At 60.9% G+C, this 13,367-nt stretch carries 12 protein-coding genes; 2 read left to right on the forward strand and 10 right to left on the reverse strand.

The window, feature by feature from the left end; all coding sequences use genetic code 11:
• Positions 1-97 precede the first annotated feature (97 nt).
• The 7 genes from HX812_RS16340 to HX812_RS16370 form a co-directional block, all read right to left on the reverse strand.
• A complete protein-coding gene (locus HX812_RS16340; RefSeq protein WP_038845525.1) occupies positions 98-1,006 on the reverse strand; it encodes a response regulator in 909 nt (302 codons plus the stop codon).
• 169 nt (positions 1,007-1,175) lie between these two features.
• Positions 1,176-1,937 carry a phosphate signaling complex protein PhoU gene (gene phoU / locus HX812_RS16345; RefSeq protein WP_016978634.1) on the reverse strand — a complete coding sequence of 254 codons (762 nt, stop codon included), beginning with the start codon at positions 1,935-1,937 and terminating at the stop codon, positions 1,176-1,178.
• Positions 1,938-2,007: 70 nt separating this feature from the next.
• Positions 2,008-2,841, reverse strand: a complete 834-nt coding sequence (gene pstB, locus HX812_RS16350; protein ID WP_010207582.1) for a phosphate ABC transporter ATP-binding protein PstB — start codon at positions 2,839-2,841, stop codon at positions 2,008-2,010.
• A 72-nt stretch (positions 2,842-2,913) separates the two neighbouring features.
• Positions 2,914-4,584, reverse strand: coding sequence for a phosphate ABC transporter permease PstA (gene pstA, locus HX812_RS16355; RefSeq protein ID WP_038845522.1), 1,671 nt, complete (start codon positions 4,582-4,584; stop codon positions 2,914-2,916).
• A 15-nt stretch (positions 4,585-4,599) separates the two neighbouring features.
• Complete coding sequence (locus tag HX812_RS16360; RefSeq protein ID WP_177128202.1) at positions 4,600-6,633, reverse strand: ABC transporter permease subunit; 2,034 nt, start codon at positions 6,631-6,633, stop codon at positions 4,600-4,602.
• Between the two features lie 384 nt (positions 6,634-7,017).
• Positions 7,018-8,004 carry a phosphate ABC transporter substrate-binding protein PstS gene (locus HX812_RS16365; RefSeq protein WP_016978637.1) on the reverse strand — a complete coding sequence of 329 codons (987 nt, stop codon included), beginning with the start codon at positions 8,002-8,004 and terminating at the stop codon, positions 7,018-7,020.
• A 178-nt stretch (positions 8,005-8,182) separates the two neighbouring features.
• Complete coding sequence (locus HX812_RS16370) at positions 8,183-9,472, reverse strand: MFS transporter (RefSeq protein ID WP_010207587.1); 1,290 nt, start codon at positions 9,470-9,472, stop codon at positions 8,183-8,185.
• A gap of 446 nt (positions 9,473-9,918) precedes the next feature.
• Between HX812_RS16370 and HX812_RS16375 the strand changes: the two genes are divergently transcribed.
• Complete coding sequence (locus tag HX812_RS16375; RefSeq protein WP_003176975.1) at positions 9,919-10,323, forward strand: acyl-CoA thioesterase; 405 nt, start codon at positions 9,919-9,921, stop codon at positions 10,321-10,323.
• Between the two features lie 58 nt (positions 10,324-10,381).
• Positions 10,382-11,281, forward strand: a complete 900-nt coding sequence (locus tag HX812_RS16380) for a D-hexose-6-phosphate mutarotase (protein ID WP_038845517.1) — start codon at positions 10,382-10,384, stop codon at positions 11,279-11,281.
• A gap of 25 nt (positions 11,282-11,306) precedes the next feature.
• Here HX812_RS16380 and HX812_RS16385 read toward each other — a convergent pair whose 3' ends face one another.
• The 3 genes from HX812_RS16385 to HX812_RS16395 all read right to left on the reverse strand — a co-directional run bounded on the left by HX812_RS16385 (position 11,307) and on the right by HX812_RS16395 (position 13,356).
• On the reverse strand, positions 11,307-11,843 hold the full coding sequence (locus tag HX812_RS16385; protein ID WP_050572413.1) for a DUF3299 domain-containing protein: 537 nt from the start codon (positions 11,841-11,843) through the stop codon (positions 11,307-11,309).
• A 77-nt stretch (positions 11,844-11,920) separates the two neighbouring features.
• Positions 11,921-12,166, reverse strand: a complete 246-nt coding sequence (locus tag HX812_RS16390) for a GlsB/YeaQ/YmgE family stress response membrane protein (RefSeq protein WP_016978642.1) — start codon at positions 12,164-12,166, stop codon at positions 11,921-11,923.
• 104 nt (positions 12,167-12,270) lie between these two features.
• Positions 12,271-13,356, reverse strand: a complete 1,086-nt coding sequence (locus HX812_RS16395) for a 5-(carboxyamino)imidazole ribonucleotide synthase (protein ID WP_038845512.1) — start codon at positions 13,354-13,356, stop codon at positions 12,271-12,273.
• Between the last annotated feature and the right edge of the window lie 11 nt (positions 13,357-13,367).

The following is a 13,367-nucleotide window of genomic DNA, read 5'->3' on the forward strand; positions in this document are numbered from 1 at the left end:
CCCTAATGCAGCCACCGCATTTTTTTTCAGATAAAACGCGTCGTCTGGTTTTGGGGCGGCTTCGCCACCCAGCGCGGGCAAGCCCGCTCACTACAAATCAGGCACCCGGCACAAAGTGCTTCTGCGCCGTGCCGCGTGCGATCAGGCGGGAAATGTAGTCGAGCTTCTGCGCATCCTGGTCGATAAACCGGAAGGTCAGCTGCAGCCAATCGCTGTCGGGCTTGGGCTCAAAAGCAACGATGGCGTGCAGGTAGCCGTTGAGACGGGCCACTTCGGCGTTGTCGCCCTGCTCCAGGTCGAGCACGGCGCTTTCCAGCACCTGAGGCAGGACTTCGCCACGGCGTACCACCAGCAGCGCTTCCTTGATGCTCAACGCCTTGATCACGCATTGCTGGTTGCCGCTGGACAGGCGCAGCTGGCCCTGGCCACGACCGCCGGCCGGCGCCGCTGAAGGGGCCTGCACCGGTGGGCTGTTGAGCAAGCCCTTGCTCGGCGCTGGCGCAGCTGCAGCAACCGGCGCTGCACGCGCCGCTTCGGGCTTGCCGCCGGTCAGCGCGCTCAGGGAATCGTTACCAAACGCCGAGTTCATTTTGGTCGGTGCACTGGCAACCAACGCGTCGAGCCGACCGATCTTGTGCAGGGCTTGCTTGACCTTGTTCAGTAACTGTTCATTGGTGAACGGCTTGCTGACGTAGCCAGAAACTCCGGCCTGGATGGCCTGGACCACGTTTTCCTTGTCGCCACGGCTGGTCACCATCACGAACGGCATGGTCTTGAGATGAGGTTGTTCGCGGCACCAGGTCAGTAGTTCAAGGCCGGACATCTCCGGCATTTCCCAGTCGCACAGCACCAAGTCGTAGGTCTCGCGCATCAGGATGGCCTGGGCCTTTTTGCCGTTCACCGCGTCTTCAAGCTTGATCCCAGGGAAGTAGTTGCGCAGGCACTTCTTCACCAGGTCGCGGATAAACGAGGCGTCATCCACCACCAATACACTGACTTTACTCATCGACCCTTCATCCTAATTAAAACTTCGGCACGCAAGACGCCTGACTGATGGCATTTTGCCAAAACTCGGTAGTCACGTTGGGAATTTATCTCGCTCAACGTGCAAAAAATTCAGTGGCCACAAACAAAAACGCCCGACCAAAGGCCGGGCGTTAATTTCTCGGGCAACCTTACTTATCGTCAGTTTGGCCCGGAACATTAGGGATAAGATCAGCCGAACCTTCAACTTCGGCCTTCATGCGCTTAAGGCCCATGTGCCGTACGTCGGTGCCGCGTACCAGGTAAATCACCAGTTCCGAGATGTTGCGCGCGTGGTCGCCGATTCGCTCCAGGGAGCGTAGCACCCAGATAATGCTCAAGACCCGCGAGATAGAGCGTGGGTCTTCCATCATGTAGGTCGCGAGTTCACGCAGCGCGGTCTTGTATTCGCGGTCGATGATCTTGTCGTACTGGGCCACCGACAGTGCCAGCTCAGCATCGAAGCGAGCAAAGGCGTCGAGGGCATCGCGCACCATGTTGCGCACCTGGTCGCCGATGTGGCGCACTTCCACGTAACCGCGCGGCGCTTCGCCTTCTTCGCACAGCTGGATGGCACGGCGGGCGATCTTGGTGGCTTCGTCGCCGATGCGCTCCAGGTCGATCACCGACTTGGAGATGCTGATGATCAAACGCAGGTCGGACGCCGCCGGCTGGCGACGGGCCAGAATGCGCAGGCATTCTTCGTCGATGTTGCGTTCCATCTGGTTGATCTGGTCATCGATCTCACGCACTTGCTGGGCCAGGCCCGAGTCGGCCTCGATCAGCGCGGTGACGGCGTCGTTGACTTGCTTCTCCACTAGCCCGCCCATCGCCAGGAGGTGGCTGCGCACTTCCTCAAGCTCGGCGTTGAACTGCGCGGATATGTGGTGGGTAAGGCCTTCTTTGCTAATCATGTTGGCGTCCTTGGAGCGTCCGGTAAGGTGCGGAGAACCGCAGCGTCAGTGCGAGGAAAATCCCGGCATCCTAGCCGTAGCGACCGGTGATGTAGTCTTCGGTCTGCTTCTTCGCCGGATTGGTGAACAGGGTATCGGTATCGCCGAATTCCACCAGTTTGCCCATGTACATGAACGCGGTGTAGTCGGAAACCCGCGCCGCCTGTTGCATGTTGTGGGTCACGATGACGATGGTGAACTTGGATTTGAGCTCGTAGATCAGCTCTTCGACTTTCAGCGTGGAGATCGGGTCGAGTGCCGAGCAAGGTTCGTCGAGCAGCAGTACTTCAGGCTCGACCGCGATGGTGCGGGCAATGACCAGACGCTGCTGCTGACCGCCAGACAGGCCGAGGGCCGATTCGTGTAGACGGTCCTTCACTTCGTCCCACAGCGCCGCGCCTTTCAGGGCCCACTCGACTGCTTCGTCGAGGATGCGCTTCTTGTTGATACCCTGGATGCGCAGGCCGTAGACCACGTTTTCGTAGATGGTCTTGGGGAACGGGTTGGGCTTCTGGAACACCATGCCCACGCGACGACGCAGCTCGGCCACGTCTTCGCCCTTACGGTAGATGTTGGTGCCGTAGAGGTTGATGGCACCGTCTACGCGGCAGCCGTCCACCAGGTCATTCATGCGGTTGAAGGTGCGCAGCAGCGTGGACTTGCCGCAGCCCGACGGACCGATAAAGGCGGTCACGCGCTGCTTGGGGATGTTCATGCTGACGTCGAACAGCGCCTGTTTTTCACCGTAGTACAGGCTCAGGCCCGGCACTTCGATGGCCACGGTTTCCTGGGCCAGGCTCAGGCTCTGCTTGTCGCGACCCAGGGCAGACATGTTGATGCCGTGGGTGTGGGTGTCTTGTTGCATGGGATGCTCCCTGTGCTACCAATTCGTTGTGTTGAACCGCAGGCATCGGGCCTGCGGCAAGCAATATTCAGATCAGCTATCCAACGCTTTGTATTTTTCGCGCAGGTGGTTACGGATCCACACCGCCGACAAGTTGAGCGTGGCGATCACCAGCACCAGCAGCAACGCGGTGGCGTACACCAGCGGTCGTGCGGCTTCGACGTTGGGGCTCTGGAAGCCGACGTCATAGATATGGAAGCCCAGGTGCATGATCTTCTGGTCCAGGTGCAGATACGGGTAGTTGCCATCCAGCGGCAGCGACGGCGCCAGTTTCACCACGCCCACCAACATCAGCGGCGCCACTTCGCCTGCGGCGCGGGCCACGGCGAGGATCATGCCGGTCATCATCGCCGGGCTGGCCATCGGCAGCACGATCTTCCACAGCGTTTCCGCCTTGGTCGCGCCCAGTGCCAGAGAGCCTTCGCGTACGGTGCGAGGAATCCGCGCCAGGCCTTCTTCGGTGGCCACGATCACCACCGGCACCGCCAGCAGCGCCAGGGTCAGCGAGGCCCACAGCAGGCCCGGCGTGCCGAAGGTCGGTGCCGGCAGGGCTTCGGCGAAGAACAGGCGGTCAACCGAGCCACCCAATACATACACGAAGAAGCCCAGGCCGAACACGCCGTAGACGATGGCCGGTACTCCGGCCAGGTTGTTCACGGCGATACGGATAACGCGGGTCAGGGTGTTTTGCTTGGCGTATTCACGCAGGTACACCGCCGCCAGCACGCCGAACGGGGTGACGATCATCGCCATGATCAGGGTCATCATCACGGTGCCGAAGATGGCCGGGAAAATGCCGCCTTCGGTGTTGGCTTCCCGTGGGTCATCGCTGAGGAATTCCCAGACCTTGCTGAAGTAGAAGCCGATCTTGGTGATCGTGCCCATGGCGTTTGGCTGGTAGGCGTGCACCACTTTGCCGATGCCGATTTCGATTTCCTTGCCGTTGCCGTCGCGGGCGGTCAGCGCGTCGCGGTTGAACTGGGCGTGCAGGTCGGCCAGGCGGGCTTCGATGTCCTGGTAGCGGGCATTCAGTTCTGCGCGGTCAGCATCCATGTCGGCCTGGGCGGCAGCGTCGAGCTTGCCTTCCAGTTCCAGTTTGCGGCCGTGCAGGCGGATACGTTCGAGACCGGCGTTGATCGCGCCGATGTCGGATTTTTCCAGAGTCTTGAGCTGGGCGGCCAGCTTGTTGACGCGCTCGACACGGGCTTGCAGCTCTGGCCATGCGGCCTCGCCTTCGGCGATGACCTTGCCGTCTTGCTTGACGTTGACGAGGGTGCCGTAGAAATTGCCCCACTCACGACGCTCGATGGTCATCAGGTTCGCCGGCGTGGTCTGGTCCTTGAGCCACTCGCCGACGATCCAGGTGAAGTCGTTGCCGTTCAGGTCACGGTTGCCAACCTTGATCAGCTCGCGGGTCATGAACTCCGGCCCTTGGTCCGGCACCGGCAGGCCAGCGCTTTTCAGGCGCTCACGCGGTACTTCTTCTTTCTGCACCACTTCGCCGATGACGATATGGTTGGCCTGGCCCGGCACGTTGTAGTTGGCCTGGATCAGGTCGGCCGGCCAGAAGTGGCCCAGGCCACGCACGGCGATCACAGCCAGCAAACCAATGGTCATGATGACCGCGATAGACACCGCGCCACCGCTGATCCAGACGCCGGGGGCGCCGCTCTTGAACCATCCATTCAGGGAGTTCTGTTTCACAGACTTCTACCTTTCTTAAAGCGACGAGTATTTCTTGCGCAGACGCTGACGGATCAGCTCCGCGAGGGTGTTCATGATGAAGGTGAACAGCAGCAGCACCAGCGCCGAGAGGAACAGCACGCGGTAATGACTGCCGCCCACTTCCGACTCAGGCATTTCCACCGCGACGTTGGCCGCCAAGGTGCGCAAGCCTTCGAACAGGTTCATCTCCATCACCGGGGTGTTACCGGTGGCCATCAACACGATCATGGTCTCGCCGACAGCGCGGCCCATGCCGATCATCAGCGCCGAGAAGATGCCCGGGCTGGCGGTCAGGATGACCACGCGTGTCATGGTCTGCCACGGTGTGGCACCCAAGGCCAGCGAGCCCAGGGTCAGGCCGCGCGGCACGCTGAACACGGCGTCTTCGGCGATGGAGTAGATGTTCGGGATCACCGCGAAACCCATGGCGAGGCCGACAACCAGGGCGTTGCGCTGGTCGTAGGTGATGCCCAGGTCGTGGGAGATCCACATGCGCATGTCGCCGCCGAAGAACCAGGTTTCCAGGTACGGGCTCATGTACAGCGAGAGCCAGCCCACGAACAGGATCACCGGGATCAGGATCGCGCTTTCCCAGCCATCGGGAACGCGCAGGCGGATCGATTCAGGCAAGCGGCTGAAGATGAAACCGGCGACCAGGATGCCAATCGGCAACAGCATCAACAGGCTGAAGATGCCCGGTAGATGCCCTTCCACATACGGCGCCAGGAACAGGCCGGCGAAGAAGCCGAGGATCACCGTCGGCATGGCTTCCATCAGTTCGATCACCGGCTTGACCTTGCGGCGCAGGCTCGGGGCCATGAAGTACGCGGTGTAGATCGCGGCGGCAACGGCCAGAGGCGCTGCCAGCAGCATGGCGTAGAACGCAGCCTTCAGGGTGCCGAAGGTCAGCGGGGCCAGGCTCATCTTGGGTTCGAAATCGGTGTTGGCGGCGGTCGATTGCCAGACGTATTTAGGCTCGTCGTAGTTCTCGTACCAAACCTTGCTCCACAGTGCGCTCCACGACACTTCCGGGTGCGGGTTGTCGAGCATCAACGGCTGCAGTTTGCCGCCGGCTTCCACGATCACGCGGTTGGCCCGTGGCGACATGCCATACACGCCTTGGCCATCGACTACAGGGTCGACCAACAGGGTGCGGTGCGCGGTGCTGTGGAACACACCGAACTTGCCGGAAGCGTCGAGGGCGGTGAAGCCTTTGCGACGTTCTTCGGCGGAGATCTCAACGATAGGCGTAGTGCCCATCTGGAAGGTGCGGATCTGCTTGAAGCGCTGCTCGCCATCCGGGTCGCGGGCCATGAACCACTGGGCCAGGCCGCCTTTGGAGTTGCCGATGATCAGCGAGATACCGCCCACCAGCTGCGTGCTGGCGGTGATTTCGGCGGTACCGTCTTCGAGCAATTTGTAGCGCCCGTTGAGGCTCTTGTCGCGCAGGCTGAATACGTCGGCCAGGGCGCGGCCGTTGATCACGTACAACCATTGCTGGCGCGGGTCGATGAAGATCGCCTTCACCGGCTCGGTCATCTGCGGCAGTTCGATGCGCTTCTGCTCGCTGGTGACTTCGCCGGTCATCATGTTTTCTTCGCGGCTCAGGGACAGCACGTTCAAGTGCGAACCGGCGGAACCTGCAACCACCAAGGTGGAATCGGTGGCGTTAAGGGCGACATGCTCCAGTGGGCGACCGGCGTCATCCAGCACGATCGGCGTTTCACCGTAGGGGTATTCGATCGCAGGGGTAATGGTTTTCTTGCCGTCCGGGTAGGACACTTTATAAGTGTGGCGGAACACCATGGACTGGCCATTGGACAGACCGAGGATCACCAACGGGCTACCGGGCTGGTCTTCACCGATAGAGGCAACGCGGGTGCCGGCAGGCAGTGGCAGGTCGACGCGCTTGAGTTCAGCGCCGGTTTCCACATTAAAGAACAGTGCCTGGCCCTTGTCGGAAACCCGCATGGCGACTTGGTTCTGTTCTTCGAGGGAGATCATCAGCGGCTTGCCCGCGTCCTGGATCCAGGCCGGGGTCAGGGCGTCTTCCTTGGTCAATGAGGCACCTTGGAACAGCGGCGCGACGACATAGGCCAGGAAGAAGAAAATCAGGGTGATGGCGCCGAGGACGGCGAGGCCGCCGACCAGCACATACCAACGGGTCAGGCGATCCTTGAGCGCGCGAATGCGGCGCTTGCGTTGCAGCTCAGGCGTATTGAAATCAATGCGTTTGGGGGGAGAAGTCGTCGTCATGGTGGAATTGGCCAGATCATTCATGCGCACACCCTAGCGATCCTGTATGACAGAAAGATGACAGTGCAGTGACGCAACAAATCCGCCGCGAAGCAAGGCTGGCAGCGGACTAGAAAATTCGGATGCGGGGCCGGTACTCCGGCCCCGCAGAGGCAATCAGTTGCCTTCTTTCAGACCCAGGTCAGCCAGGGCCTTGGCGGCGACTTTGGCTGGCAGTGGGATGTAGCCGTCTTTCACCACAACTTCCTGGCCCTGTTTGGACAGAACCAGCTTCACGAACTCAGCTTCCAGCGGGGCCAGAGGCTTGTTCGGGGCTTTGTTGACGTACACGTAGAGGAAGCGCGACAGCGGGTATTTGCCGTTCAGGGCGTTTTCTTCACTGTCTTCGATGAAGTCAGTGCTGCCTTTCTTGGCCAAGGCCACGGTTTTCACACTGGCGGTCTTGTAGCCGATGCCCGAGTAACCGATGCCGTTCAGCGAGGAGCTGATCGACTGCACGACCGAAGCCGAGCCAGGTTGTTCGTTCACGTTTGGCTTGTAGTCGCCTTTGCACAGGGCTTCTTCTTTGAAGTAGCCGTAGGTGCCGGATACCGAGTTACGACCGAACAGCTGAACCGGCTTGTTGGCCAGGTCGCCGGTCACACCCAGGTCACCCCAGGTTTTCACGTCGGCTTTGCCACCGCACAGGCGAGTCGAGGAGAAGATCGCGTCGACTTGTTCCATGGTCAGGTGCTGGATCGGGTTGTCCTTGTGCACGAACACGGCCAGGGCATCCACGGCAACCGGGATAGCGGTTGGCTTGTAGCCGTACTTCTGCTCGAAGGCCGCCAGCTCGGTGTCCTTCATCTTGCGGCTCATCGGGCCCAGGTTGGAGGTGCCTTCAGTCAGCGCAGGTGGCGCGGTAGCAGAACCGGCAGCTTGAATCTGGATGTTGACGTTCGGGTATTCCTTTTTGTAACCCTCGGCCCACAGGGTCATCAGGTTAGCCAGGGTATCGGAACCGACGCTGGACAAGTTGCCCGACACACCAGTGGTCTTCACGTACGCCGGGATTGCCGGATCAACACCAGCGGCCACCGCGTTGGCGGTCGCAACGCCAGCAGCGACAAAAGTCATTGCCGCCATCAAACGTTTCAGTTTCATGCCTTGCTCCTAGCAGATAGGGATAGTTGGATCGGGGCCAAGTATCGGGAGGCCGTGTGAACACTCTATGTCTGGAATGTGACAGTTAGATGAAAGGCCACTATTGGCAAGGAGAAGGGGCGCAGCGAGGAGTTACCATCGCTCCCACGCAGCGCGCGGGAGCGATCATGTCAAAGAATCAGCGCGAACGCTTCCACAGATACCCACCCACCACCATCCCCATCAAGCACAGGGCGGCAACGTAGTAGGCCGGGCCCATCGGGCTTTCCTTCATCAGCAGCGACACCGCCAGCGGCGTCAGCCCGCCGAACACGGCGTACGCCACGTTGTAGGAAAACGACAGGCCACTGAAACGCACAACAGGCGGGAAGGCTTTGACCATCACATACGGCACCACGCCGATGGTGCCCACGAACAGGCCAGTCAGGGCGTACAGCGGGAACAGCCAGTCCGGGTGAGCCATGAGGCTGTGATACAGCGTCCAGGACGTCGCCAGCAGCAGCGCGCAACCGGTGACCAGCACGCGGCCGGCGCCGAAGCGGTCAGCCAAGGCGCCCGAGGCGATGCAACCCAGGCTCAGGGTGACGATGGCCAGGCTGTTGGCCTGCAGCGCCACGGTCGGACTGAAGTGGTAGACGGTCTGCAGCACGGTCGGAGTCATCAGGATGACCACCACCACGCCAGCCGACAGCAGCCAGGTCAGCAGCATCGACAACACGATGGCGCCACGGTGATCACGCAGCACCGCGCGCAATGGCAGCTCGGCGGCCAGGGTCTTGCGCTGCTGCATTTCGGCAAAGATCGGTGTTTCATGCAGCCAGCGGCGCAGGTACACCGACAGCAGGCCGAACACGCCGCCAAGCAGGAACGGAATGCGCCAGGCGAAATCCGAGACCTGCTCCGGGCTATAAAGGGTGTTGATCGCGGTGGCCACCAGCGAACCCAGCAGAATGCCGGCAGTCAGGCCGCTGGTCAGGGTGCCGCAGGCGTAGCCGATATGGCGCGGCGGTACGTGTTCGGAGACGAACACCCAGGCGCCTGGCACTTCACCACCAATCGCAGCGCCCTGGATGATGCGCATCAGCAGCAACAGCACCGGTGCCCACAGACCGATCTGCGCGTAGGTTGGCAGCAAGCCCATGATCAGGGTCGGCACGGCCATCATGAAGATGCTCAGGGTGAACATTTTCTTGCGGCCCAGCAGGTCGCCGAAGTGCGCCATGATAATGCCGCCCAGGGGGCGCGCCAGGTAGCCGGCGGCGAAGATGCCGAAGGTCTGCATCATGCGCAGCCATTCAGGCATGTCCACGGGGAAGAAGAGTTTCCCGACCACGGTGGCGAAAAACACGAAAATGATGAAATCATAAAACTCCAGCGCCCCGCCCAAGGCAGACAGCGACAGGGTTTTGTAGTCGTTGCGGGTCAGCGGGCGCGAAGGTTGCGCACTGCTTGCGGGCACGGAGGACATGGTAAGGCTTCTCTTATAGTAGTCGGGACGGCAAGCCCGGGACTTGCGGCAGGCTTGGCAAGATAGCAAATCGCTAGAAAAAGCACAGCGTTGAGCGAACAACAGTTCAAAGGCGCTAAATATTCCCCATTAATTGCGCCCAGAAGCACAGTTGCCGGAAAAAGCCGCGATACAGCCGCTAAATGCCGACCAAATGAACGCCCAGAGGTCGTCGTGGCGCCAGGGTCTCGATATACTCGGCCCCTGCAAGCGCCAGAACCGCAGTCTTGAGGGGCTGCTGTGCCAAAACGCCGTTGGGTGCCATCCAGCCGATTTGGCAGAGTTTCCCTTTAGTACGCCTTACGAGAAATGCATCACGCGGTGTATGTTGGTGCTGAAACGTTTTTTTCGAAGACGGCTATCCACTTGAAATACCCATGAAGCGTTACGGGTCAGAGGCCCTCGGCATGATCGAACTCGAACAAGAAGATCCTATCCCGCAAGGCGATCTCGCCCTGCAAATCACCGCGCTCCCGCGTGAAACCAACGGTTTTGGCGACATCTTTGGCGGCTGGCTGGTCGCACAGATGGACCTGGCCGGCACCGCCATGGCCAGCAAGGTCGCAGGTGGGCGTGTGGCAACCGTGGCCATTGATCGCATGGCGTTCCTGGTGCCGGTTGCGGTGGGCGCGCAGCTGTCCTTTTATACCCAGGCCCTGGAAATCGGCCGCAGCTCGATCCAGATGATGGTCGAAGTGTGGAGCGACGATCCGCTGTCCAGCGAATGGCGCAAGGTGACCGAGGCGGTATTTGTATTCGTCGCCATCGACGGCAGCGGTCGCACGCGCTCGGTTCCTTCGCGCGCACGTTAAACCTCGCCGGGATTTGACGGTCAATTGCCCCATTGCCTGCCACCAAGAGTGCTTTGTTATGCCAACGCCCCACGTTGAAACCGTGAAAATCGACGAGCTGGACTGCTGGCGCATCCGCCACAACGGTGCCGAACTGATGGTGGCCCAGCAGGGCGCGCATATCTTCAGTTATCAACGTGATGGCGATCAGCCGCTGATCTGGCCGAATCCTGAAGCGGTGTTCAAGCAAGGCAAAGGCATTCGTACCGGCGTGCCGGTGTGCTGGCCGTGGTTTGGTGTGTTTGAGCGCAACCCGCAGAGCGTCAAGGCGATGCGCCAGAACGAGCAGCCAGCCGGTGCCCATGGTTTTGTGCGTACTGCGTTGTGGGAATTGGCCGGGGCCGAGCTTGAAGGTGACGCGCTACGCGTGGATCTGGTACTGCCGGTGCCGGCAGGCGGCTTTCCTGGCTGGCCCCATCAGGTTGACCTGACGCTGAGCCTGCTGCTGGATGAGCAACTGCACATTCGCCTGACCAGCCACAACCGTGGCAACGATACCGTGACCCTCAGCCAGGCACTGCACACGTATTTCGCTGTAAGCGATGTGCGCAACGTGCAGGTCGAAGGGCTGGACGGGTGTGCCTATATCGATACCGCAGACAATTGGGCCGAGAAGACACAGTCCGGCCTGCTGCACTTCACGGCCGAGACCGATCGAATTTACCTCGACACGCCGTCACAGCTGAACATCGTCGACAAAGACTGGCAGCGCCGTATTCAGCTCACTGCCGAGGGGTCGAAGTCGACGGTGATCTGGAACCCCTGGACCGAACGCGCCAAGGCGTTTGACGACATGGCCGATGATGGCTGGCCAGGCATGCTGTGCATCGAGACGGCGAATGTGCTGGATGATGTGGTGGCGCTGGCACCTGGTGAAAGCCACACCTTGGGTGTGAGCATCACCGGGGTCAGTCTGTAGGTAGACTCACTGCAAAGAGTCGGATTTAGAAGTCCGACTCTTTTACCACCCGCACCTTCCCCGCCTCCAGCGCATACGCTGCATCGGCCAGGTCGTTATTGACCTTCTCCACCTTCAACGTGCCCGTGACCCACAGCGGCGTGTAGATATCGTCCAGCTTCAAACCCTTGGGGTAGCGCACCAGCACCAGCTGATTGGGCGGTGGCGGCGGCACGTGGATGCACGCGCCTGGGTACGGTACGAGGAAGAACAAGGTGCTGCGACCCTTGGCGTCGGTTTCCAACGGCACCGGGTAGCCACCGATACGGATGTCCTTGCCATTCATGGCCGCCACGGTCTTGGTCGAATACATCACCGCCGGCAACCCCTTGCTCTGCTTCAAGCCACCTTTATCGGTAAAGGTGCCCTGGGCTTCGGGGGAGTTGTGGTCGATCTCGGGCATGGCTTCGAGGGCTTTCTGGTCGGAAAGCGGCATCAGGTCGAGCCAGTCGGTTTCCGGCAGTTCACCGGCGTGCGCCAGGCCAGGGCCCAGCAAGAGAAGAGTCAACAGAAGACGGCGCATGAAGAAGCTCGGCAAGTACAGGTGCCGAGCATTCTAGCCCCCTGCGCCTGCGCAGCGCAGAGGACTTTGTCGGCGGATTATTTCTTTTTGATCAGGCCGTAGATCACCAGCAGGATGATCGCGCCAACCAGGGCACCGATGAAGCCTGCACCTTGGCCTGCCTGGTAGATACCCAGCGCCTGACCACCGTAGGTCGCGGCCAGGGAGCCGGCGATACCCAGCAGGATGGTCATGATCCAACCCATGCTGTCGTCGCCTGGTTTCAGGAAACGCGCCAGCAGGCCGACGATCAAGCCGATAAAGATGGTTCCGATGATACCCATGGCATTTCCCTCTGATTGAAGTGAGCTATGCCAAAGCCTAGTCAGGCTTTGGCATCCTGCAATCAGAGAGACGACGGTGACCAATGGTTCCCGTCGGACTTGCCTTATTGCTCGGCGATCAGCGCTTCAACCTTGAGGATCTGCGCTTCCAATGTCGCGCTGTCCTTGCAGCGCAGGTTGGCGTGGCCGACCTTGCGCCCAGCCTTGAAGGCCTTGCCGTAGTGGTGCAGGTGGCAGTCGTCGATGGCGATGACTTTTTCCACCGCCGGCACCGTGCCGATGAAGTTGAGCATGGCACTCTCGCCGACCTTGGCGGTGGAGCCCAATGGCAAGCCCGCGACCGCCCGCAGGTGGTTTTCGAACTGGCTGCACTCGGCGCCTTCGGTGGTCCAGTGCCCGGAGTTGTGTACGCGCGGAGCAATTTCGTTGGCCTTGAGGCCACCGTCGACTTCAAAGAACTCGAATGCCATCACGCCGACGTAATCCAGCTGCTTGAGCACACGGCTGGAATAATCTTCCGCCAGGGCCTGCAACGGGTGGTCGGTGCTGGCCACGGACAGCTTGAGGATGCCGCTGTCATGGGTGTTGTGCACTAACGGGTAGAAGCGGGTTTCGCCATCACGGGCACGCACGGCGATCAGCGAGACTTCGCCGGTGAACGGCACAAAGCCTTCCAGCAGGCAGGCGACGCTGCCCAGCTCGGCGAAGGTACCGACCACATCAGCGGCAGTGCGCAGGACTTTCTGGCCCTTGCCGTCGTAACCCAGGGTGCGGGTTTTCAGCACGGCCGGCAGGCCGATGCTGGCGACAGCGGCGTCCAGGTCCGCCTGGGACTGGATGTCGGCGAAGGCCGGGGTGGGAATGCCCAGGTCCTTGAACATGCTTTTCTCGAACCAGCGGTCACGGGCGATGCGCAAGGCCTCGGCGCTCGGGTACACCGGCACGAACTGCGACAGGAAGGCCACGGTTTCAGCCGGGACGCTTTCGAATTCGAAGGTCACCAGGTCGACTTCGTCGGCCAGTTGGCGCAGGTGGTCCGGGTCGCTGTAGTCAGCGCGCAGGTGTTCACCCAACGCGGCCGCGCAGGCGTCCGGCGCCGGGTCCAGGAAAGCGAAGTTCATCCCCAGCGGGGTTCCCGCCAGGGCCAGCATGCGACCCAGTTGGCCGCCACCGATTACACCGATTTTCATCGTCAACAACC

The sequence above is a fragment of the Pseudomonas sp. IPO3749 genome, assembly GCF_013386605.1.
Taxonomy (GTDB): Bacteria; Pseudomonadota; Gammaproteobacteria; order Pseudomonadales; family Pseudomonadaceae; genus Aquipseudomonas; species Aquipseudomonas azotoformans_A.